Below are 22,746 nucleotides of genomic sequence, written 5' to 3' on the forward strand. Positions count from 1 at the left end.
TCTCCCGCGTGCCGATGCCGGGTATCCGAATCCGGCCCCCAATACGACTTCCTATCCGACCGGCCCCCAGCCTTGCAGCGCATGCAAACCTCATCGCGGCGGTCTCGCAAACGTTATCGTCTTCCGAATCCGGAAATGATCCGATTTATCTGTTTCCGTCTCTTTCTGCATATTTGGCAAAACTAAACCGGAACGAGATAGATGCTGTGTTCTAATTTCATTTAGAATCAGCCGGTTATGTTTATTGAGAGAAAGAATGCGGAGGTAATGCGGTCGTCGACGGGGGAACAAGCGGCGTCCGAAGCCCTGCATGGCAGTGCCGACAGGCCAAATCGGCGGAATCAGGCGGTTTTTACAACTGCCAATATAAGATAGTGTCCAAGTCGGATAAACAACTCCTATGAAAGAATCGATTGGAGATTCGGCGTTTGAAACTGTATTTATGAAAGAATCGAGCAGTGATAATGCCTCGGATTGCCTCGAATCGGGGTTATCGGTCCTCCTCGTCGACGACCAGCCGTTCGTCGGCGAGGTGATCCGCCGCGCGCTGCGCAGCGAGCACGACATCGACCTGCACGTGTGCACCGACGCACATCGGGCGATGGCGGTCGCGCGCGACGTGAAGCCGACGGTCATCCTGCAGGATCTCGTGATGCCGGAGATCGACGGCCTCGATCTCGTGCGCGCCTGGCGCGCGGACGCCGGCACCGCACGCGTGCCGATCATCGTGCTGTCCGCGAAGGAGGAGCCGATCGTCAAGCGCGAGGCGTTCATTGCCGGCGCGAACGACTATCTGGTGAAGCTTCCCGACGCGATGGAGCTGACCGCGCGCATCCGCTATCACTCGAATTCGTACCTGATGTCGCGGCAGCGCGACGAGGCGCTCGATTTCCTGTCGCACGACATGCGCTCGCCGCAGACGTCGATCCTCGCGCTGCTCGACGTCTACCGGACCGAACACGGCGACATGCCGGCGATCATGGAGCGCATCGCCGGCCATGCGCGGCGCGCGCTCGCGCTCGCCGACGGCTTCATCCACCTGACCCGCGCGCAGTCCGAGCGCCGCGCGCACGAGGTCGTGAGTCTCAACGAGATCGTGCTCGACGCCGTCGACCAGCTGTGGGAGAAGGCGGCCGGGCTCGGCTGCCGGGTGACCGCGCACGTGCCCGATAGCGAGTGCGTGACGATGGGCGACCGCATGATGCTGACGCGCGCGGTCGCGAACCTGATCGACAACGGGCTGAAGTACGGCCCGGCCGGGATGGACGTACATTGCACGCTGAGCGGCGACGACGGCGCCTGGCTGATCGGCGTCGAGGATGCCGGCGCCGGCATCGCGCCGGAACAGCGCACGGCCGCGACCGAGTCGTTCGTGCAGCTCGAATCCGCGCACGGCGCGGCGCGCAGCGGTTTCGGCCTCGGCCTCGCGTTCGTCCGCGCGACGGCGGCGCGGCATCGCGGCCAGATCCTGATGCGCAATACGGCGCGCGGCTTCATGGTCGCGCTCCGGCTGCCGGCGCAAGCGGAGCGGTGATGTCGCGGCGCGGCCTGCCGGCGCCGCGCCGCCCGCGAGACCCCGATGCGCTCGTGGCGCGCCACCCGGCGCGCAGGCGGGCGCGGATTTTTTCAACGCTGAATTTAGAAAGCCCATAACGAACATGGCTACCGTGACGCCCCGCGCGACCAATGAAAGCCTGCATCCGACGATCGGCGCTGCCCGGCTGACGCTCGGCAATCGCATCCTGCTCAGCTTCGGCGTGCTGTTCGTGCTGATGCTGGTGACAGCCGGCGTGTCGTACGAGCGACTGCGCGCGATCAACGCCGAAGCCGTCAGCATCGAGCGCGACTCGCTGCCCGGCGTCTACCTCGCGTCGTCGCTGCGCGGCGCGGTCAACGAATCGTTCATGCTGCTGCAGCAGGCGACCTTCGTCGAGACCGGGCCCGAAACCGTGCAGCGCAATCTCGCGAAGATCGCCGACGCGCTGAAGGACGTCGAATCGCTGTCGGTGGACTACCAGAACACGACGTTCCGCGACGACGACCGGCAGCGCTTCACGGCGTTCCGCGGCGCCTACGATCACTACGTGCCGTTGCTGAACGACGCGGCGCAGAAGAGCCGCGCATCGCACGACGAGGCAGTCGCCGCGTACGCGAAAGTGCTGCCCGCGTGGACCGAGGTCGTGCGCAACGCGAACGTGCTGGTGCAGGAGAACCGCAAGTTCGCGGAGCAGTCCGCGAAGCTGATCCGCGAATCCGTGCAGGACACCGAGGTCGTGTTGGCGACCGCGCTGACGTTCATGCTGCTGTCCGCGCTCGGGCTCGGCTACATGCTGTACCGCTCGGTCACCGTGCCGATGGCGCGGCTCGTCGAGGTGCACGACGTGATGCGCACCGGCAACCTGACGCGCCGCCTCGACCTGCGCCGCCGCGACGAATTCGGCACGCTCGAGACCGGCTTCAACCGGATGGCGGACGAGCTGACCGAGCTGGTCTCGCGCGCGCAGCAGTCGTCGCTGCAGGTGACGACGTCGGTCGCCGAGATCGCGGCGACGTCGCGCGAGCAGCAGGCCACCGCGAACGAGACCGCGGCGACGACGACCGAGATCGGCGCGACCTCGCGCGAGATCTTCGCGACGTCGCGCGACCTGCTGCGCACGATGAACGAGGTGGCCGGCGTGGCCGAGCAGTCGGCGACGCTCGCGGGCGTGAGCCAGAGCGGGCTCACGCGGATGGGCGAGACGATGCGCAGCGTGATGGACGCGGCCGGCTCGGTGAACGCGAAGCTCGCGATCCTCAACGAGAAGGCGCTGAACATCAACCAGGTGGTCGCGACGATCACCAAGGTGGCCGACCAGACCAACCTGCTGTCGCTGAACGCGGCGATCGAGGCCGAGAAGGCCGGCGAGTACGGCCGCGGCTTCGCGGTCGTCGCGACCGAGATCCGCCGCCTGGCCGACCAGACGGCCGTCGCGACCTACGACATCGAGCAGACGGTGAAGGAGATCCAGTCGGCCGTGTCGGCGGGCGTGATGGGGATGGACAAGTTCTCCGAGGAAGTGCGCCGCGGGATGCTCGACGTACAGCAGGTCGGCGGGCAGCTGTCGCAGATCATCGCCGAGGTGCAGACGCTCGCGCCGCGCTTCCAGATGGTCAACGAAGGGATGCAGACGCAGGCGAACGGTGCCGAGCAGATCACGCAGGCGCTGTCGCAGCTGTCGGAGGCCGCGCAGCAGACGGCCGAGTCGCTGCGCCAGTCGTCGCAGGCGATCGACGACCTGACGCTCGTCGCGAACCAGTTGCGCACCAGCGTGTCGCGCTTCAAGGTCGACGCGTGACGCGCGCCGATCCGCAGCACGGCGCGCATGCGCTGTTCCTGATGTTCGAGCTCGACGGCGAACGCTATGCGCTCGACGCGGCCGGCATCGAAGAGGTGCTGCCGCTCGCCGTGATGAAGGCGGTGCCCGGCGCGCCCGACTGGATCGCCGGGCTGCTGATGCGCGGCGGCCAGCCGGTGCCGGTGATCGACGTGCCGATGCTGGCGCTCGGGCGGCGCGCGCAGGCGCTGCGCTCGACGCGGCTCGTGATGGTCCGCTATCGCGCCGGTCATGCCGATGGCGAGCGTACGATCGGCCTGATCGTCGAGCGGGCGACGCAGACGATGCGGATCGACCGCGCGGCGTTCCGCACCAGCGGCGTGTCGACCGCGCGCACGCGCTGGCTCGGGCGGGTCGCGAACACGCCCGACGGCGTCGTGCAGCAGGTGTCCGTGTCCGACCTGATCGACGACGTGGCACGCCTGTATCTGGTCGACGGCCTGTCGGGCCACGGGGAGGAATCCGCTTGACGTCCTCCTACGCCTAAAGGCGGAGGATTCCCACACCTGGCGATGCACGTCCGCATCGGAGAATGTTCAGCGCAGCGTTGATATCACGATCATGCACGACACCACATCCACTGCAGGCCCATTCTCTTACTCGCAGTCCCGCGATACCTTTCGGCCGCGTCGTGCTGTCTTTCGACCCGCACGCCGAACAGGACTGGGTGGAACCGCTTTCGTCAACTTCCTCGAACGTAGCCCCGTGCGCGATCGCTTTGTAGCGGAGCTTGTTCCGGAAGGACGACCAGGACGCGTCGTAGACGCTCTTCGCCATCCTGGTTCTGGCGAGCTTCGCGGCCGACACGTTGCCGACCGCGATGTAATCGAAATGCCGCACCAGATCGAGTGCCAGCTTGTGCTGGAAATCGGCACGCGCATTCGCCACCTTGGCGTGCAGTTTCGCGATATGCCGCCTGTGCTTTCGCGCCCGTTGCGCTTTCGCCAGCTTTTCCGCCGCTCGTCGACCGAACTGGTCATTGGGCAGTTTCTCGCCGGTCGAAAGTGTGGCGAAGTCTTTCAGACCGAGATCGATGCCGACGCCGGAACGGATCGGGCGGGCCTGCACATCCGGCATCTCGATCACGATGTTGAGAAACCAGTTGCCGCGTGCATCCTGCGCAAAGTTGGTCCCGTCCTTGATCTTGCCTTCGGGAAGCGGCCGGCTGTTGAACACACGAAAGGTGTTGCCGGCGAAACGGAACGCGTCACCCTCGCGCTTCAGGTCACGCCCCTTCAGCGGTACCCAGCCGAGCGACTTCCTGCCGCGATAGCGCAGGTACGGGCGTCGGTGTTGACTGCGCGACTTCGCATATTGCTCGCACGTTGCGTTGACCGTGCCGGAGTGGATGCCGAGCGCCTTGCTGCTCCCCGTCGTCAGCACGTTCAGATCGAATCCCGTCGGCCACTTCTTGCTCCACTTGAGCGCGTGCTTCTGCGTGTCATTGCAGAAGTTCCAGACGTAGTTCACCGCACGGCTCTGCTTGTTGAGCAGTCCGTTGAGCGACTTCACCCGGTAGCGGTAGACAAGGATCATGCAGGTGATCCTAACCCGTGGAAGAAGCTGCTTGTCAACAGCACGCCTTTCCTTCCCGCCATCAATGGCGGAGTTTCTCGGAGCAAATTCTGATGAACGCGTCCGAATCGCGATTTCGCGGCTGGTTGCTGCGCGAGACCGGCATCGACCCCGATTCGCTCGGCAACGATTTCCTGATGCGGGCGCTGGCGGATCGCGTGCAGGCGTTGCAGGCGGACGGCGAGCGCGTGCCGTCGGCCGCGCGCCCGCCCGTGACGCCGGAAGCGCTCGACGCGTACTGGCAGCAGATCAACGCGTCGGCCGACGAACGGCGCGCGCTGATCGAGCTGTTCGTCGTCCCTGAGACGTGGTTCTTCCGCGACCGTGAAGCCTTTACCACGCTCGCGCGGCAGGCCGCCGAACGGCTCGCCGCGATGCCCGGCCGCGTGATCCGCGTGCTGAGCGCGCCGTGTTCGACGGGCGAGGAGCCGTATTCGGCGGCGATGGCGTTGCTGGATGCGGGGCTCGACCCGAGCAGCTTCGCGATCGACGCGATCGACCTCAGCGCGCGCGCGATCGAACAGGCGCGGCTCGGCTGTTACGGGCGCAATGCGTTCCGCGGGACGGCGACGGAGTTTCGTACGCGGTATTTCACGCCGACCCGCGACGGCTGGCTGCTCGACGAGCGTGTGCGCGCGTGTGTGCAGTTCAGTCATGCGAACCTCGTCGAACCGGTGGCCGATAACGGCATTCGCTACGACTTCGTGTTCTGCCGCAACGTGCTGATCTATTTCGACCGCGATGCGCAGGATCGCGTGATCCGCTCGCTCGACGCGCGTCTCGCCGACGACGGCATGCTGTTCGTCGGGCCGGCGGAGACGGGCGTCGCGATGCGGCACGGGATGCGCTCGGCGCGCGTGCCGCTGGCGTTCGCGTTTCATCGCGAGCCGGCCGGCGCGGCGGCGGCCGATGCCTGCGCGGCCCGGCCGGTTGCGCCGCTGCCCGCGGCGGCGCCGTACCGGCGTGCGGAGCGCTTCACGGTCGCACCGCTCGCCGCGCCGCGCCCGGTGGTGGCCGTCGAGCCGCCGGCCTGGCTCGGCGACGTGCGTCAGCCGTTCGTGGCGGCGCCGGCCGTGCAGACGGCCGCCATCGATGCACGGGCCGACCTGGCGGTGGCGACCGCCGTAGCGGCCGCACCGGCCTACGACGGCATCGCGTCGACGATCGACGATGCGCCGACGCTGGAGGATGCGCAGGCCCTGGCGAACGCGGGCGCGTTCGACGAGGCCGAGCGCGTGCTCGCGCAGTTCTCGGCGCGCGTCGGCCCGCATGCCGATGCGTTCTACCTGAACGGACTGATCGCGGATGCGCGCGGGCGCGCCGCGGAAGCGAGCGACTTCTACCGAAAGGCGCTGTACCTGCGCCCCACGCATCACGAGGCGCTGACGCATCTCGCGACGCTGCTCGACGTCGGCGGCGATCGTGCGGGCGCGCAATGGCTGCTCGAACGCGCCCGGCGTTCGGCCGGCTGACACGACGACGGGAATGGGACCGACACCGCGATGACCAGAGGAATTCATGAACCGCGCCGCCGCTGCCACTGACGACGCGACGCTCGACGTCGACGATTGCTGGAACCGGATCGGCACGCGCGGCGACCGCTCGTGCGAGCGGCTGAACGACTGCCTGCGCTGCCTGAACTGCCCGGTCTACGCCTATCACGCGGCGAAGCTGCTCGAGCGTCCGCTCGACGTCGCCGAGATGGCCGACGTCACGCGCCGGATGAGCGCGTTCGGCACCGCCCATGCGCGCGACGACGATGGCGATACGCGCCATGCGGCGCTCGCGTTCCGGGTGGCCGACGAATGGCTCGCGCTGCCGATCGGCGTGCTGCGCGAGATCGCCGGCACGCGCCCGATCCATTCCCTGCCGCATCGCCGCCATTCGGCGGTGCGCGGCGTGGTCAATATCCGCGGCACGCTGCGCATCGCGATCTCGATCGGCGCGCTGCTCGGCCTCGAGGCCGGCAACGCCGGCAGCGGCGGCGGCGACGGCCGTTTCACGCGGCTGCTGGTGGCCGCGCACCAGGGCGAACCGGTCGTGTTTCCGGTCGACGAAGTCGAGGGCGTGCTGCGTTTCGGCGCGTCCGACTGGGTGCCGGTGCCTGCGACGGTCGGGCGCGCGAGCGCCGGCCTGTCGCGCGGCGTGCTGTCGTGGCGCGGCAAGTCGGTGGGGCTGCTCGACGACGATCGTCTGTTCGACGCCGTGACCCGGAGCATGCGATGAGCGGCGATGACGACCTGAGCCACCTGTCGCTGCTCGAGCTGTATCGCGAGGAGACGCGCACGCAGACCCAGGCGCTGTCGGAGCGGCTGCTCGCGCTCGAATCGGGCGAGCCCGATTCCGTCGCGCTCGAAGCGTGCATGCGCGCCGCGCATTCGCTGAAGGGCGCCGCGCGCATCGTCGGCGTGCCGCTCGGCGTCGAGATCGCCGGGCGGATGGAGGAATGCTTCGTCGCCGCGCAGGCCGGCACGATCGCGCTGACGGCCACGCACGTCGACGTGCTGCTGGCCGGCGTCGATTTGCTGGTGCGCGTCGGCGATCCGCAGGGGCAGCCCGTGTCGCAGACCGAGATCGACGTGTTCGCGGCGGCGCTGAAGGGCGCCGATGGCGCGCAGACGATGCAGGCGCCGACCGCCGTGCCGCCGCCGGTGCCGCCGTCGTTCGTGCCGTATCGCGATCACGACGGCGCCGCGAACGAGCCGGTCGGGGCCAGTGCCGCGGTGCCGCCGCTCGCCGTGTCGGGCACGGCGCCCGACCCGGCCCAGGCCGGCCGCGTGGCGGGCGCCGGCGCGATGCGCCGGGTGCGCGCCGATACGCTGAACCGGCTGTTGAGCCTGTCCGGCGAATCGCTGGTCGAATCGCGCTGGCTCAAGCCGTTCGCCGAATCGATGCTGCGCGTGAAGCGCGCGCAGCGCGACGCGGCCCGTTCGCTCGACCTGATGTACGAGCAGTTCGCCGACGATCTCGACGCCGGCATGCTCGCGTCGATGAACGAAGTGCGGCACATGCTCAACGACCTGCAGCGCTCGCTCGCCGAGCGCATGGACGAATTCGACCGCTTCGAGCGGCGCAGCACGCATATCGCCGAGCAGCTGTACGACGAGGCGCTGCAGTGCCGGATGCGGCCGTTCGGCGACGCGACGCGCGCGTATCCGCGCATCGTCCGCGATCTCGCGCGCTCGCTCGGCAAGCAGGTGCGTTTCTCGATCGTCGGCGAAGGCACGCAGGTCGATCGCGACATCCTCGACCTGCTCGACGCGCCGCTCGGCCACCTGCTGCGCAACGCGATCGACCACGGCGTCGATTCGCCCGACGCGCGCCACGCGCGCGGCAAGCCGGCCGAGGCGAGCGTCACGCTCGAGGCGCGCCACAGCGCCGGCTCGCTGCTCGTCAGCGTGATCGACGACGGGCCGGGCGTCGACATGGACGCGCTGCGCGCGGCCGTCGTGCGTCAGCGCCTGACCGACGACGAGACGGCCGCGCGGCTGTCCGATCCCGAACTGCTCGAATTCCTGCTGCTGCCGGGCTTCTCGATGCGCGATGCGGTGACCGACGTATCGGGGCGCGGCGTCGGCCTCGACGCGGTGCAGGAGATGGTGCGCGGCGTGCGCGGCGCGGTGCGGATCTTCAACGAGCCGGGTTCCGGCATGCGCTTCGTGCTGCAGTTGCCGCTCACGCTGTCGGTGATCCGCAGCCTGCTCGTCGAGGTCGGCGGCGAGCCGTATGCGTTCCCGCTCGCGCACGTGCGGCGCACGCTCGAACTCGCGCACGACGACATCGACGTGCTCGAAGGGCAGCCGCATTTTCCGTTCGACGGCCGGCGCGCGGGCCTCGTCGCCGCGCACCAGCTGCTCGACGCGGGCGCACCCGACGTGGCGCGCACCAGTACGGCGGTCGTGGTCGTCGGCGCCGAGCCCGAACTGTACGGCGTCGCGGTCGACCGCTTCCTCGGCGAACGGATGCTCGTCGTGCAGCCGCTCGACAGCCGCCTGCACAAGATCCAGAACATCGCGGCCGGCGCGTTGCTCGAGAACGGCGACCCGGTGCTGATCGTCGACGTCGAGGACCTGATCCGCTCGGTCGACAAGCTCGTGCGCGGCGGCCAGCTCGCGCGGCTCACGCGCGATCCGCAGCTCGCGCTCGCCGACCGGCGCCGCCGCGTGCTCGTCGTCGACGATTCGCTGACGGTGCGCGAGCTCGAACGCAAGCTGCTGGAAAAACGCGGCTACGACGTGACGGTCGCGGTCGACGGGATGGAAGGGTGGAACGCGGTGCGCAGCGATGCGTTCGATCTCGTCGTGACCGACGTCGACATGCCGCGCATGGACGGGATCGAACTCGTCACGCTGATCAAGGGCGACCCGATGCTCAAGCGCGTGCCGGTGATGATCGTGTCGTACAAGGATCGCGACGAGGATCGCCGTCGCGGGCTCGACGCCGGCGCCGATTACTACCTCGCGAAGAGCAGCTTCCACGACGAGGCGCTGCTCGATGCCGTGCACGACCTGATCGGGGGCGCGCGAGGATGAACATCGGCATCGTCAACGACCTGCCGCTGGCCGTGGAGGCGCTGCGCCGCGTGATCGCGCTGCGCGCGGATCATCGTGTGCTGTGGGTCGCGACCGATGGCGACGAGGCAGTGGATTTCTGCGTCGCGCATCCGCCCGACGTCGTGCTGATGGATCTCGTGATGCCGAAGGTCGACGGCGTTGCCGCGACGCGTCGGATCATGGCGCGCGCGCCGTGCGCGATCCTGATCGTGACGGCGAGCGTCAGCGCGAACACGTCGTCGGTGTACGAGGCGATGGGCGCGGGCGCGCTCGACGCGGTCGACACGCCGACGCTCGCGCTCGGGCTGTCGACCGATGCGTCGCCGCAGGCGCTGCTCGCGAAGATCGACCAGATCGGCCGGCTGCTCGAAAGCCGCACCGCGACGCTCGTGCCGCCGGGGCCGGCGCCCACGCGCGGCCAGCCGACGCTCGTCGCGATCGGTGCGTCGGCGGGCGGGCCGACCGCGCTCACCGCGCTGCTGCGCGCGCTGCCGGCCGATTTCCCGGCCGCGATCGTGATCGTCCAGCACGTCGACCAGGCATTCGCGTACGGCATGGCCGACTGGCTCGACGGCTATACGCGGCTGCCGGTGCGCGTCGCGCGGCAGGGCAGCGTGCCGGAAGCGGGCGAGGTGCTGCTCGCGGCGACCAACGACCATCTGACGCTGTCGCCGCGCGGCGTGCTCGGCTATACGCGGCATCCGGCCGAAACGCCGTACCGGCCGTCGATCGACGTGTTCTTCAACAGCGTCGCGGACGGCTGGCAGGGCGATGCGCTCGGCGTGCTGCTGACGGGCATGGGACGCGACGGCGCGCTCGGCCTGAAGGCGATGCGCGCGAAGGGCTGCTACACGATCGCGCAGGACGAAGCGACCAGCGCCGTGTACGGGATGCCGAAGGCAGCGGCGGCGATCGGCGCGGCGTCGGCGATCCTGCCGCTCGAACAGATCGCGCCCCAGTTGATCGCGCGGATCGCGCTCGCGCCGCGCGACTGACCGCGCATCGGGCAGGCGCCGTCGTTTCGCGGCGCGCCGGCGTCCGCATTGCGTGCGTGGCGCGGCGTCGCGTACAATCGCGGCCTGCGGAGATGGCATGCCTCCCTGCGGTCGTTCCCGGCGCGTGGCGCGCGGTGCGGCCCTCAACCGCCGGTTTGCCCGGCTGATGATGCCTGCGTGTTCCTGGGTCGTCAGGAGGTCGCAGGCCGTCCATGCGGTATTCTGCCGCCCAGGTTTTGATGTCCTGTCGAATCTGGAAATCATGTTTTTCACGACTTCTGCCGATCTTTTCGCGACCGTGCGCTATGTGTGCCGCTGGCTCGCGCTTTCAGCGCTGCTCGGCGCGCTGGCCGGCACGGCTTCCGCACTGTTCCTGATCGCGCTCGACTGGGCGACCGGTACGCGCGTCGCGCATCCGTGGCTGTTGTGGGGGCTGCCGGTTGCTGGTTTCGCCACCGGCTGGGTCTACCATCGCTTCGGCCAGTCGGTCGCGCGCGGCAACAACCTGCTGATCGACGAGATTCACGACCCGAAGGCGCTCGTGCCGAAGCGGATGGCGCCGCTCGTGCTCGTCGCGACCGTCGTCACGCACCTGTTCGGCGGGTCGGCCGGCCGCGAGGGCACGGCCGTGCAGATGGGCGGCGCGCTCGCCGATCGCGTCACGCACCTGTTCCGCCTCGATCGCGAGCATCGTCGCGTGCTGCTGATGGGCGGCATCGCGGCCGGCTTCGCGTCGGTGTTCGGCACGCCGCTCGCGGGCGCCGTGTTCGGGCTCGAGGTGCTCGCGATCGGCCGCGTGCGGTACGACGCGCTGCTGACCTGCGTCGCGTCGGCGATCGTCGCGGACGTCGTGTGCCGCGCGTGGGGCGTCCATCACACGGCCTATGCGATTCCGTTCGTGCCGGCCGTATCGGCGACCGGGCTGGCCGTGACGGTCGTCGCGGGCATCGCGTTCGGCGTGGTCGGGCGGCTGTTCGCGTTTGCGACGCATGCGCTGACCGCGTGGTTTCGCCGCGTGATCCGCTATGCGCCGCTGCAGCCGGTGCTCGGCGGCCTGCTGGTCGCCGTGGCCGCGACCGTGCTGAACGTGCCGCAGTATCTCGGTCTCGGCATCCCGACGATCGAAGCCGCGTTTCGCGGCCCGCTGCCGCTTTACGATTTCGCGGGCAAGTTCGCGTTCACCGTCGTCACGCTCGCGTCGGGGTTCAAGGGCGGCGAAGTGACGCCGCTGTTCTATATCGGCGCGACGCTCGGCAATGCACTCGGTCAAGTGCTGGCGCTGCCGGCGCCCGTGCTCGCGGGGCTCGGCTTCGTCGCGGTGTTCGCGGGCGCGGCGAACACGCCGATCGCGTCGACGATCATGGCGATCGAACTGTTCGGCGCGGATATCGGCGTGTATGCGATCGTCGCCTGTGTGGTCGCGTATCTGTTCTCGGGACACGCGGGGATTTATCGCGCGCAGCGCGTGGCGGTGGGGAAGGGGGCGCAGGGGGAGGCGGAGTGAGGCGCGGGCAGCCGTGGTTCGATATCGTTCGATCGCGGCGGCCCCGTGTGATACCCAAGGTGCAACAAATGACTGACGGACATCCGATGACGCTGGACGACTTTCTGACCGAAGCGAAGCGCCTCGCCAGGCCATGCCACGAGTACCGCTTCGCGGACGACGGCGAACCCGTCACCGGCTACTGGCATGGGATCGACGCCGGCGCGTTGTGCATCTCCGTCGAGCGCGACGGCGTCTGGCTGAACGTGTATCTCGACGAAAGCGGCACGTCAGGTCGTGTGGAGATTTCCACGCAACCCGTCCGCTCCGACCGCCCGCTGTGCCGCTCCGACGCAACGTCGCTTCCGCCGGTCGACGCGGTGTTCCGCTTCGGCTCCGCCGCGATCGGCGCGTACCTCGACGCACACGGCTGGCAGCGCGACTGGGGATTCAACGGCAACTTCAAGGGCGCGGCCGCGCACGACTACGAGCGCGAGTGGATGGCGCAATGCCCGCTCTACATGGGCGGGGTGGTGGCCGTCGCGGGCGGATGGAACATGCCGTGGCCCGACGACGGGGACGAGCCGGTCGATCTCGAGCTCGTCCTCTGGACGTTCGAGGAATCGGAACCGTGGGTCGAGGTGTTTTCCGACGGCAGCCGGTACTCGGTGATCCAGCGGATCACCTAGCACGCGGGTAATCAGCCTTTACTGCTTCGGCAGCCGCGCGACGTTGCGCGCGAGCAGTTCCTCGATATCGATGCCTTTTTCCGCCAGCAGCGCGGTGACGACGCCGTTCAATTCGCCGAGCGTTTCCTTGACCGATTCCCGGATCGTATCCACGACGACCTGCGTGCTGCGTTCGATCTCGATGTTGACCTTGTCGTTGACGCCCTTCGCATCGAACGTGGTCGCGCGGCGCGTTTCGGGAATCAGCCACACGTCGAACCAGCCTTCGTCGCGATTGACGTCCGACACGGTGAGGCTGCAGCCGTTGATCGCGATGTAGCCCTTCGCGAACACGTAGCGCTTGAACTCGGCAGGTACGCCGATGCGGATCATCCGGTTGTGCTCGGACGATGCGATGTGCGCGATGGTCCCCGTGAAATCGACATGACCGGACAGCGGATGCCCGCCGATCTCCGCGCCGTCCTTCGCGGCCCGCTCGACGTTGACCCGCGCGCCGGTCGTGAGGTCGGCCAGCGTGGTGATCCGCAGGCTCGGCAGCATCACGTCGAAGTCGATCAGCACCGGCGAATGGAGGGTCGTCACCGTCAGGCACACGCCATCGACCGACACGCTCGCGCCGATCTCGATATCGTCGGTGAACCGCTCCGGGAATTCGATGCTGAACGTCCTCAGCTCGCCGTGATCCTTGATGGCGTTGATGGTGCCAACACCCTGAACAATGCCTGTAAACATGATCGATCCCTTGTCGCCCATTTGCTGGCCGACATGATAAGTGATCCGCGGGAGGGGCGCGTGACGGCGGCGGCCTGACGGCGGCAGGCCGCTTTCGTGGAAGCCCCGGCCGCGGGCAGGATCACTGCGAACAAGGTCGATCGTCGCGAGTCGACCGCCTATGCCTGCCCGGGGCTTTCGCATGTCACCGGGGCCGGTATCTGATAAATGACCGACACGAATTTCGGGGTCTCGCCGTGACCCGTTACAGTGCCGCCGAGGGACTCGGCGATACGTCGGCTCGGATGGTTCTCTTCGGCGACGGGATAGTTGAAGCGCTGAACGTTGAGCGTCACGCACGCCCATTCCACGACGAGCCTGACCGCCTCTCGTCCGATCCCTTCGCGATGCCGATCTTCGCGGATCCAGACGCCCAATTCCGGGATGGCTTGCTTGACGTGATGAACCCCCACCAGGCCGAGGAAAACTCCGCCGTCGCGTTGTCGAATCACGAACACGTAGTCTGTGCCGGCGGCTTGTGCATGCAGCCACGTCTGCCAGATGCGATCGAAACTTTCCCTGTCGGCCGGAGGGTCCCAGCCCATATAGCGAGTCAGCGACGGCGTAATGCATGCAAGCGTCGCATCCGCGTCGTTCGCCGAGAACGGTGCGAGCGAAAGGCGATTCGATTCGATACGGGTTTCGTCCGGTTGCAGCATCGTTGCCTCGTCGTGCGTCGACCACGCCAATCGGATCGCCGACATGGCCCGGCGATCGAAGCCATTTCGCCGGGCCACGTGACGACCAGCCTGCATCAAACCTCCGCCGGCTCCCCCAGCGGCCCGGCATCGCGATCCGCCACGCGCCGCGGCGAATCGGCGAGCCCCTTCGCCAGCTCCAGCGCCTGCCGCTCGAACAGCCGCCGATAAATCCCGCCGTCGATGCGGATCAGCGCGTCGTGGTTGCCTTCCTCGATCACCTTGCCGCGATCGAGCACCAGCAGCCGGTCGAGCGCACGCACGGTCGACAACCGGTGCGCGACGACGAGCGTCGTGCGGCCGACCATCAGCCGCTCCATCGCCTGCTGGATCAGCAGCTCGCTTTCGCTGTCGAGGCTCGACGTCGCTTCGTCGAGGATCAGGATCGGCGCATCGGCGAGGAACGCACGCGCGATCGCGACGCGCTGGCGCTCGCCGCCCGACAGCTTGATCCCGCGTTCGCCGACGAGCGTGTCGTAGCCGGCCGGCAGCGCGACGATGAAGTCGTGCGCGCTGGCCTGACGCGCGGCGCGCTCGATGTCGGCGCGGCTCGCGCCGGGGCGCGCATACGCGATGTTCTCCGCGAGCGTGCGGTGGAACAGCACCGGCTCCTGCTGGACGATCGCGATCTGGCTGCGCAGCGACTCCTGCCGCACCTGCGCGATGTCCTGGCCGTCGATCGTGATGCGGCCGCCCGACACGTCGTACAGGCGCTGGATCAGCTTGATGAACGTCGTCTTGCCCGACCCCGAATGGCCGACGAGGCCGACGCGTTCGCCGGGCGCGATCCGCATCGAGAAATCGTCGTACAGCGGCACCGGATGGTTGCCGTAGCGGAACGTCACGTGCTCGAAGCGGATCTCGCCTTGCCCGATCCGGATGGCCGGCGCGCCGGGGCGATCGTCGATGCCGAGCGGCTGGCGTTCGAGCGCGACGAGTTCTTCCAGGTCGTTGACCGAGCGCTGCAGGTTGCGGATGTGCATGCCGACGTCGCGCAGGTAACCCTGCAGCATGAAGAACATCGTCAGCGCGAACGCGATGTCGCCGACGCTCGCCTCGTCGTTCATCCACAGCCGCAGTGCGACGCCGATCATCGCGGCCTGCATCGCGACGAGCATCGCGCCCTGCAACCCGCCGTTGAACGTGCCGCGCACCCACGTACGGCGCGTGCGCTGCCGCCACTTGCCGATCACGCGCGCGAGCCGCGCTTCCTCGCGCGTTTCCGCGCCGAACGCCTTGACGACCGCGTTGCAGCTGACGGCGTCGGCCAGCGCGCCGCCCATGCGCGTATCCCACAGGTTGCCGAGCCGGGCGGCCGGCGCGACGATGCCGAGCGACACCCCGACCGTCACCGCGATGTACAGCAGCGAACCCGCACCGACGACGAGCCCCATCACGGGCCAGTGCGTGCCGAGCAGCACGGTCGCGCCGACCAGCATCGTGACCGACGGCAGCAGCGCGATCAGCACGGTGTCGTTGAGCAGGTCGAGCGCCCAGATCCCGCGCGTGATCTTGCGCACGGTCGAGCCCGCGAAGCTGTTCGCGTGCCAGTCGGTCGAGAAGCGCTGCACGCGGTGGAACGACGCGGCGGCGATCTCGCTCATCATCTTCAGCGTGAGCGTGATGATGTTCAGGTAGACGCCCTGGCGCAGCACCGTCGCGCCGATGCCGAGCGCGGTGAGCGTGCCGAACGCGACGAGGGCCGAATGCCACGCGGCGGCGCGGTCGGTCAGGCCGGTCGACAGCGCGTCGACGAGGCGGCCGGCGAACAGCGGCGTGAGGACGTCGGCGAGCGCGGCGAGCAGCGCGAGGCTCGCGACCGTGGCGATGCGCGCCGGCTGCTTGCGCCAGTAGCGGATGGTGAAGCCGAAGACGGCCTGGAATGCATGGCCGCCCAGATGGGAGGTTTTTCTGGTCATGTATCGTTGCCCGGCGCATCGCGCGACGGGACTTTCCGGTTCGGAGAACGTCGAAAACGCAACAGCCGGGCCGCGCGAAACACGCGGGCGGAACGAAACGGGCTGTCGGGAAAAGCGCGGCTGACGGGTTAGCGGAAAACTCGGGAGCCGGCGCGGACGGCGGGCTGGATCAGCTGCGCCGTGGGACCACGTTCGGGAAGGTTGCTGGCATTCGGAACATCTGCACCTCCCCTGAAGTGAACGGTTGAAAGGACGCCGAAAAGACGTGGAAAAGATTTTAGCAGGACAGTCGCGCGCGCCGCAACGTCTGACGAATGCGGCGTTGCTGCGTCGATACGGTTAGTATTCAGGGTTTTGGCCCCTTTTCGCGTACGTTGCGCGATGGCGGGCTCGGGCCGGCGGGCGCATCGATTACACTTCCGCGTCCGCGGCGCGCGACGATGCGCGCCCGCCCGGATTCATTCCGAACCATTCCCGAGGAAACGATGAGCGACGTTCAGCACGGCATCCTGGCTCCGATCGATACGGCAGCCCGATACCTGACTTTCACGATGTCGAATGACGGCAATGTTGCTGCGGCGCTGGCCGCGCTGCGCGAGATCGTCGACGGACGCGACACGGTCGTCGGTTTCGGGCACGCGCTGGCTGCCTATCTCGGGCATCCGGTGCCGGGCCTGACCGACTACCCGGCGTTCGCGGTGAACGACCGCACGCTGCCGGCGACGCCGGCCGACGTGTGGGTCTGGCTGCGCTCGGACGACCGCGGCGAGATCGTGCTGCGCGCGCGGGCGATCGAACGCGCGCTGGCGCCGGCATTCGCGCTGCAGGATGCCGTCGACGGCTTCCGTTATTCGAACGATCGCGACCTGTCCGGCTACGAGGACGGCACCGAGAACCCGGAAGGCGACGACGCGGTGGCCGCGGCGATCGTGACGGGGCAGGGCGCGGGGCTCGACGGTTCGAGCTTCGTCGCGGTGCAGCAGTGGGTGCACGACTTCGACCAGATGGAGCGCATTGCGTCGGGCGACATGGACCACATCATCGGGCGTCGCCGTTCGGACAACGAGGAACTCGACGACGCGCCCGAATTCGCGCACGTGAAGCGCACCGCGCAGGAGAGCTTCGCGCCCGAGGCGTTCATGCTGCGCCGTTCGTCGCCGTGGTCGGACACGCGCCGTGCGGGCCTCTACTTCGTCGCGTTCGGCTGCTCGTTCCGCGCGTTCGACGTGCAGATGCGCCGGATGAGCGGCGCGGAAGACGGCATCGTCGACGGCCTGTTCCGCTTCACGCGGCCGCTGACGGGCGCGTATTTCTGGTGCCCGCCGATGAAGGACGGCAAGCTGGATCTCGCCGCGCTCGGACTGTAAGCGCCGGGCAGGATCGATGAACGGGCGGGTCGCGCTGGATGCGCGGCCCGCCCGTTTCGTTTTTCAGGCTTTCAAGTGGCAGTGCGTACGGCCTGCCGCGTGCGTCAGTTCAACGTCGTGTCGATCCGCGTGCCGCGCTTGATGAACTGCGTCACCGGGGTTTTCTCGCAGATTTCCGCGAGACGCTGGCGTTGCGCGTCGTCGAGCGGGCCGTCGAGCGTCACGACGCGGCGCACGTATTGCACGCCTTCGCGATCGGCATGCAGCTCGGTGCGCACGGCGATGCGCGCGGCCGGCCACGTCTTGCGCTGCATATACATGCGCAGCGTCGCGGCCGTGCATTGTGCGAGCCCGGCCAGCACGAACTCGTACGGTGCCGGCCCGCGATCCTGGCCGCCTTCGCGCGGCGCTTCGTCGCCGGTCAGCGCATGCGTGCCGGCCTGCAACTGGACGACGTAGTCGGGCGCGTCGGCATCGAGGACGGCGGCGGCGTGGATGAGCGACATGGCAAGTCTCCGGTAAGCGGATCAAGGAAAGCGGGCGCCGCGTGGCGGCGTGGTGAAGGACGGATCGATTCTAAAGGATGCGCAGGCAACGGATGCGCCGGTTGGCATACGCGGCGATCGCACGCGTTCGACGCGTGTCGATGCCGTTCGCGCCGATACGCGAGCGCCCGCTTGACCGCTGCGCAACGCCATCGAACACGCATGTCATTACGCACGACGACCGCAACAATCGGCCGCATCGCATACGCGATTCTGTGCCTGCATACCAGCGGCGCGCGGCAGCCTGTAGTAATCCGCCATCATGCTGTCCCGGTCGGCCATTTCGCGCCAAAGGCACTACCCGTTCGGCTAAGATGCCGTCGCTTCATATTTCGGGATAGCCGTCCTGTCGCACGCATTCAAACCAAATATAAGCCTGACAGTTCGACGGTATTAGAAGAAGTCGAACAAGTCGGGGGCTTGGCCAGTGAATGCAGCAGATCAGCGATGGGTCATCATCTATTTGAGTACGGGTTTTTCGTTGGCCCAGGCCGCGCGTCTTGGCGAGGCCTTCAACCTGGCGAATCGCCTGCATGGGTACGGCGTGGATTACCAGCTCAAGTACGTCTCCGAAAGCGGGGGACTGTTGCAGTCGTCGTCCGGCGTGAGAATCGCGGCCGATCCGCTCGGCGACGAACACAGCCGCCGTGCGCTCGCGTTCTTTCATCTTCATGGCGACCGTGCGGCCGTCAACTGGGACGACGCATTGCAGCGGCGCCTGACCGACATTCGCCTGCATGCGCGCTGGATCGTCGACGCGATGGATCTGCCCGCGCTCGCCGCCACGCGGCGGCCGTCGTCGTCGATCGACGGGCGGCCGGGCAGGGCCGGGCGCCGCGCCACCACGACGATCGAATCGCAGGCCGGCGAAACCGACGTGTTTGCCGCCGCGCTCGACATGTTCCGCGCCGACCTCGGCGACGGCGCCGCGCAGGAGATCGCCAGCAACATGATGCGGCCGGTCGAGCAGCGCTATGTGCAGTCGATGTGGGCATTCCGCGAACTGAGCGCGAGCCCGTCGATCCGGATGTCCGCGCAGCGGCTGCGCGCGCAGAGCGTGAACCGCATCTCGATCGCGAACGCCGCGCAGGCGGCCGCGATGAGCGAGCGCAATTTCCTGCGGCGCTTCAAGAAGGAAATCGGCGTGACGCCGACCGAGTTCGTCCAGCACGTGCGGCTCGAACGTGCGTGCCACATGCTGATCCATACGACGCTGCCGGCCGACAAGGTCGCGCGGCGCACCGGGTTCGGCAGCGGCGAGCGGCTCGCGAAGCTGTTTCGTCAGCGCCTGTTGATGTCGCCGACCGAATTTCGCGTCGCCGAGCGGGAAAAAATCCTCGCGCACGGCGCGGCGTCGCCCGATCCGGATGACGGGGCCGCCGCCGCGTGTTGCGACGGCGACGGGGCGGGATGCGACGCGTGCGTGGCCGAGCACGGGAAAACGGGCCGGATACCCGTAGAATCGTCGTGTCGCGACCTCGATTCCCGGTTTCCATGCCTTTCCTCCCCACTACCGCCACCGCCCCTTTCTGCCCGTCGGAAGTAAAGGGCAGCATCACGATCGATGCCGCCGCGCCGCGCTGGCAGAAGCTCAGGCGTTTCTTCGGCCCCGGCCTGCTGGTCGCGATCGGCTATATGGATCCCGGCAACTGGGCGACCGATATCCAGGCCGGCTCGCAGTTCGGCTATTCGCTGCTGTGGGTCGTCGCGTTCTCGAGCCTCGCGGCGATCTTCCTGCAGATGCTCGCGGCGCGGCTCGGCCTCGTCGCGGGCAAGGATCTCGCGCAGGCCAGCTACGAACGCTACGGCCGCCTCGGCCGCGTCGTGCAGTGGATCACCGCCGAAGTGTCGATCATCGCGTGCGACATCGCGGAAGTGCTCGGCTGCGCGCTCGCGTTCAAGCTGCTGCTCGGCGTGCCGCTCGCATGGGGCGTCGTGCTCACCGCGCTCGACACGGTGATCGTGCTCGGCCTGCAGGGCAAGGGGTTCCGGCAGATCGAGGCGATCGTGCTCGGGCTGATCGCGACGATGGCGTTCTGCTTCGTCGCGCAGGTGGCGATCACGCCGCCCGACTGGCATGCGGTGGTCGGCGGGCTCGTGCCGGGCGACCCGGGCCACGACCGCAAGGACGCGATCGTGCTCGCGCTCGGCATCGTCGGCGCGACGATCATGCCGCACAACCTGTACCTGCATTCGTCGGTCGTGCAGACGCGGCACGTCGTCGGCGGCGCGCGCGGCGTGATCCGCGACACGCTGGCGCTCGTGCGCATCGATACCTGCGTGTCGCTGTTCGTCGCGATGCTCGTCAACACGGCGATCCTCGTCGTCGCGGGTGCGGCGTTTCATGCGACGGGCCAGCACGACGTGACCGACATCGAGCAGGCGTACCGGCTGATCACGCCGATCGCGGGCGGCGCGGCCGCGCTGTTGTTCGGCATCGCGCTGCTCGCGTCGGGGCAGAGCTCGACGCTGACCGGCACGATCGCCGGCCAGGTGATCATGGACGGTTTCCTGCATACGAAGATCCCGTGTTATCAGCGCCGGCTGATCACGCGCGGGCTCGCGCTCGTGCCGGCGCTGATCGGCGTGCTGTGGCTCGGCGACGGCTCGGTCGGACAACTGCTCGTATGGAGCCAGGTGCTGCTGAGCCTGCAGTTGCCGTTCGCGATGTGGCCGCTGATCCGCTCGGTCAGCGACCGCGGCACGATGGGCGACCACGCGATCGGCCGCGGGACGCAGGTGGCCGCATGGGCGCTGTTCGCCGTGATCACCGGCACGAACCTGCTGTTGATTACCGGTGTCGCGGGCTGATACAGCCTGTCACAGGCTGACACAGGTGCGGCGTGCGCTTGCGGTAAACTCTGGCCTTTCGATCGTCCCCGAAGTCCGTTATGTGGAGTGAAATCAGCAATATCGGCGATGCCGCGCTGACCTTGCCGATCGCGCTGACCTGCGCGGTATGGCTCGTGCTGACCGACTGGCGCCTCGCCGCCCGCTGGGGTGTGCTGCTGGCCGCCGGCATGGGCGTTGTCGGCGCCACGAAGATCCTGTATGCCGGATGCGGCATCGAGCTTCCGCAATTCGATTTCCGCGTGATCAGCGGCCATACGATGCTGTCGACGTCCGTGTGGACGGTCGCGCTGTCGATGCTGTGGCAGGCGTTCCGGCCGGGCAAGGCGCCCGGCATCGCGGCCGGGCTGGCCATCGGCGCGATCACGGCCGTCGCGCGCGTGTTCGATCACTCGCACACCGTGCCGGAAGTCGTCGTCGGCTGGATGCTCGGCGCGCTGGTCGCGCTGGTGTTCCTGCGCGGCTACGACGGCGCGCGGCAACGCGCGTTCTCGCCGCGCGTCGCGGCGGTCTGCCTGCTGCTGGTGTCGGGCATCGCGTACGGGCACCGCGCGCCGTTCCAGCAGATGATCGACACGCACTCGCCGCAGCTCTGCGCGTTCGTGCGCGCGCCGTCGGGCGACCGATTCTGACGGTTGCCGGTGGCGGGCGCGCTGGCGCCGCCTTCTCTCCGTCGGCGTTCGTCCTCTGGCGTTCGTCCGGCGGGTGGCACGAGGCCACGCCGGGTCATCTTCCCGAATGCTTCCTCCCCTGAGCGGCAACGCTCGTCATCTCGCGAATCCACGAATCGACTGATGCCCTCGACCGGCCGCGCCGGCCGGTTTGCGCGTCGGCGCGGATACGCGCAAGTCATGAACGATGTCTATGACCGGGCATAACGAATATTCATTTCATCGATTGGTGGCATTCGCGTACGCTGGCTGTGGTTCAACCGCGGGCAGGCTGCCCGGCCGGTCCGGCTTGCATCGCGTTCATCTCGATATACTTGTGGAAACCGTGCGATGCGTCGTGATGTCGGCGCGCAGGCCATCGGCGTATGTCGGCGGGAAGATGCACGGAAACCCCGTCGCGGCAGCGTTCCGCGACGACGACTCAAGACAGGAGCAGGTCACATGACAATCGTTTCCCCACGCCTCGCCGGCAAGTGCGCATACATCACGGGCGCCGCGGGCGGCCTCGGCCGCGCGATCGCGCGCCGGATGGTCGAGCAGGGCGCGCGCGTGTTCGTGACCGACATCGCGGAAGCGGCGGTGCTCGACGCGTTCGCGCAGGAACTCAACGCGGGCCACGCGACGCCGGTCGCGTTCGCCGCGACCCAGGACGTGCGCGACGAAGCGCGCTGGCAGGCGCTGCTCGCGGAGGCGACCGATGCGATGGGCGGGCTGTCGGTGCTGGTCAACAACGCGGGCGTCGGCTCGATCGGCTCGCCCGCGCAAATCGAGCTGGACGAATGGCGGCGCGTGATGGCGATCAACGTCGAGAGCATCGTGCTCGGCTGCAAGCACGCGCTGTCGTACCTCGCCGAGAGCCATCCCGCGTCGATCGTCAACATCTCGTCGGTCGCCGCATTCAAGGTCGAGCCGGACTTCACCGCGTACAACGCATCGAAGGCGGCGGTCGCGTCGCTGACGAAGTCGGTCGCGATCGACTGCGCGCGCCGCGAGATCGACGTGCGCTGCAATTCGATTCACCCGGCGTTCATCCGCACGGGGATCGTCGAGCCGCTGTTCCAGTCGCTCGGCGAACGCGACGCGACGCGCAAGCTCGCGCGCGGCATTCCGCTTCGCCGGCTCGGCGAGCCGGACGACGTCGCGCACGCGGCCGTATATCTCGCGTCCGACGAGAGCCGCTTCGTGACGGCCGCCGAACTCGTGATCGACGGCGGCATGTGCGCGGTCTGACGCGCATCCCGAACCACAACGATTGG

General features: G+C 68.1%; 19 protein-coding genes and 1 riboswitch. Of the genes, 14 read left to right on the top strand and 5 right to left on the bottom strand.

Features of this window, described 5'->3' with window-relative positions; all coding sequences use genetic code 11:
* Window positions 1-400 precede the first annotated feature (400 nt).
* From HWX03_RS01565 to HWX03_RS01575, 3 genes are all read left to right on the top strand, one after another.
* On the top strand, window positions 401-1,534 hold the full coding sequence (locus HWX03_RS01565) for a hybrid sensor histidine kinase/response regulator (RefSeq protein WP_175819088.1): 1,134 nt from the start codon (window positions 401-403) through the stop codon (window positions 1,532-1,534).
* 124 nt (window positions 1,535-1,658) lie between these two features.
* Window positions 1,659-3,335, top strand: a complete 1,677-nt coding sequence (locus tag HWX03_RS01570; RefSeq protein WP_175870012.1) for a methyl-accepting chemotaxis protein — start codon at window positions 1,659-1,661, stop codon at window positions 3,333-3,335.
* The gene (locus tag HWX03_RS01575; RefSeq protein WP_175870013.1) at window positions 3,332-3,844 is read left to right on the top strand and encodes a chemotaxis protein CheW; all 513 of its coding nucleotides are present in this window, start codon (window positions 3,332-3,334) and stop codon (window positions 3,842-3,844) included. Before HWX03_RS01570 ends, HWX03_RS01575 begins: the two co-directional genes overlap by 4 nt.
* Window positions 3,845-3,857: 13 nt before the next feature.
* On the opposite strand, the gene HWX03_RS01580 is transcribed toward HWX03_RS01575, so the two are convergent.
* On the bottom strand, window positions 3,858-4,910 hold the full coding sequence (locus HWX03_RS01580) for an RNA-guided endonuclease TnpB family protein (protein ID WP_175870014.1): 1,053 nt from the start codon (window positions 4,908-4,910) through the stop codon (window positions 3,858-3,860).
* A 92-nt stretch (window positions 4,911-5,002) separates the two neighbouring features.
* Here HWX03_RS01580 and HWX03_RS01585 point away from each other — a divergent pair, with 92 nt between their 5' ends.
* The 6 genes from HWX03_RS01585 (at window position 5,003) to HWX03_RS01610 (ending at window position 12,669) form a co-directional block, all read left to right on the top strand.
* The gene (locus tag HWX03_RS01585; protein ID WP_175870497.1) at window positions 5,003-6,421 is read left to right on the top strand and encodes a CheR family methyltransferase; all 1,419 of its coding nucleotides are present in this window, start codon (window positions 5,003-5,005) and stop codon (window positions 6,419-6,421) included.
* Between the two features lie 46 nt (window positions 6,422-6,467).
* The gene (locus HWX03_RS01590; RefSeq protein ID WP_175870015.1) at window positions 6,468-7,175 is read left to right on the top strand and encodes a chemotaxis protein CheW; all 708 of its coding nucleotides are present in this window, start codon (window positions 6,468-6,470) and stop codon (window positions 7,173-7,175) included.
* Window positions 7,172-9,481 (top strand): hybrid sensor histidine kinase/response regulator, encoded by a 2,310-nt coding sequence (locus HWX03_RS01595; protein ID WP_175870016.1) that lies wholly within the window; start codon window positions 7,172-7,174, stop codon window positions 9,479-9,481. Before HWX03_RS01590 ends, HWX03_RS01595 begins: the two co-directional genes overlap by 4 nt.
* Window positions 9,478-10,497: a chemotaxis response regulator protein-glutamate methylesterase gene (locus tag HWX03_RS01600; protein ID WP_175819094.1), complete on the top strand. Its 1,020-nt coding sequence runs from the start codon at window positions 9,478-9,480 to the stop codon at window positions 10,495-10,497. The genes HWX03_RS01595 and HWX03_RS01600 overlap by 4 nt, the downstream gene beginning before the upstream one ends.
* Before the next feature lie 79 nt (window positions 10,498-10,576).
* Window positions 10,577-10,680: riboswitch (Fluoride riboswitch) on the top strand.
* Window positions 10,681-10,759: 79 nt separating this feature from the next.
* Window positions 10,760-12,001, top strand: coding sequence for a voltage-gated chloride channel family protein (locus HWX03_RS01605; RefSeq protein WP_175870017.1), 1,242 nt, complete (start codon window positions 10,760-10,762; stop codon window positions 11,999-12,001).
* A 68-nt stretch (window positions 12,002-12,069) separates the two neighbouring features.
* Window positions 12,070-12,669, top strand: coding sequence for a hypothetical protein (locus HWX03_RS01610; protein WP_244132559.1), 600 nt, complete (start codon window positions 12,070-12,072; stop codon window positions 12,667-12,669).
* An 18-nt stretch (window positions 12,670-12,687) separates the two neighbouring features.
* Here the strand turns inward: HWX03_RS01610 and HWX03_RS01615 are convergent, their stop codons facing one another.
* The 3 genes from HWX03_RS01615 to HWX03_RS01625 all read right to left on the bottom strand — a co-directional run bounded on the left by HWX03_RS01615 (window position 12,688) and on the right by HWX03_RS01625 (window position 16,057).
* A complete protein-coding gene (locus HWX03_RS01615; RefSeq protein ID WP_174386037.1) occupies window positions 12,688-13,401 on the bottom strand; it encodes a riboflavin synthase subunit alpha in 714 nt (237 codons plus the stop codon).
* A gap of 158 nt (window positions 13,402-13,559) precedes the next feature.
* Window positions 13,560-14,195, bottom strand: coding sequence for a GNAT family N-acetyltransferase (locus tag HWX03_RS01620; RefSeq protein WP_347879516.1), 636 nt, complete (start codon window positions 14,193-14,195; stop codon window positions 13,560-13,562).
* Window positions 14,195-16,057, bottom strand: coding sequence for an ABC transporter ATP-binding protein (locus HWX03_RS01625; RefSeq protein WP_175870018.1), 1,863 nt, complete (start codon window positions 16,055-16,057; stop codon window positions 14,195-14,197). Before HWX03_RS01625 ends, HWX03_RS01620 begins: the two co-directional genes overlap by 1 nt.
* 485 nt (window positions 16,058-16,542) lie before the next feature.
* Here HWX03_RS01625 and HWX03_RS01630 point away from each other — a divergent pair, with 485 nt between their 5' ends.
* On the top strand, window positions 16,543-17,424 hold the full coding sequence (locus tag HWX03_RS01630; RefSeq protein ID WP_175870019.1) for a Dyp-type peroxidase: 882 nt from the start codon (window positions 16,543-16,545) through the stop codon (window positions 17,422-17,424).
* Window positions 17,425-17,528: 104 nt separating this feature from the next.
* Here the strand turns inward: HWX03_RS01630 and HWX03_RS01635 are convergent, their stop codons facing one another.
* A complete protein-coding gene (locus HWX03_RS01635; RefSeq protein WP_069618571.1) occupies window positions 17,529-17,930 on the bottom strand; it encodes an OsmC family protein in 402 nt (133 codons plus the stop codon).
* A gap of 520 nt (window positions 17,931-18,450) precedes the next feature.
* Here HWX03_RS01635 and HWX03_RS01640 point away from each other — a divergent pair.
* The 4 genes from HWX03_RS01640 to HWX03_RS01655 all read left to right on the top strand — a co-directional run bounded on the left by HWX03_RS01640 (window position 18,451) and on the right by HWX03_RS01655 (window position 22,720).
* Window positions 18,451-19,515, top strand: coding sequence for a helix-turn-helix domain-containing protein (locus tag HWX03_RS01640; protein WP_175870020.1), 1,065 nt, complete (start codon window positions 18,451-18,453; stop codon window positions 19,513-19,515).
* Entirely contained in the window at window positions 19,464-20,780 is a 1,317-nt protein-coding gene (locus HWX03_RS01645; RefSeq protein WP_175870021.1) for an Nramp family divalent metal transporter, read from the top strand. The genes HWX03_RS01640 and HWX03_RS01645 overlap by 52 nt, the downstream gene beginning before the upstream one ends.
* An 80-nt stretch (window positions 20,781-20,860) precedes the next feature.
* Window positions 20,861-21,451, top strand: coding sequence for a phosphatase PAP2 family protein (locus HWX03_RS01650; protein WP_175819102.1), 591 nt, complete (start codon window positions 20,861-20,863; stop codon window positions 21,449-21,451).
* 480 nt (window positions 21,452-21,931) lie between these two features.
* The gene (locus HWX03_RS01655; protein WP_175870022.1) at window positions 21,932-22,720 is read left to right on the top strand and encodes an SDR family oxidoreductase; all 789 of its coding nucleotides are present in this window, start codon (window positions 21,932-21,934) and stop codon (window positions 22,718-22,720) included.
* The last annotated feature ends 26 nt before the right edge of the window (window positions 22,721-22,746 follow it).

Origin of the sequence: Burkholderia sp. BCC0397 (assembly GCF_902832865.1) — a bacterium.
Taxonomy (GTDB): Bacteria; Pseudomonadota; Gammaproteobacteria; order Burkholderiales; family Burkholderiaceae; genus Burkholderia.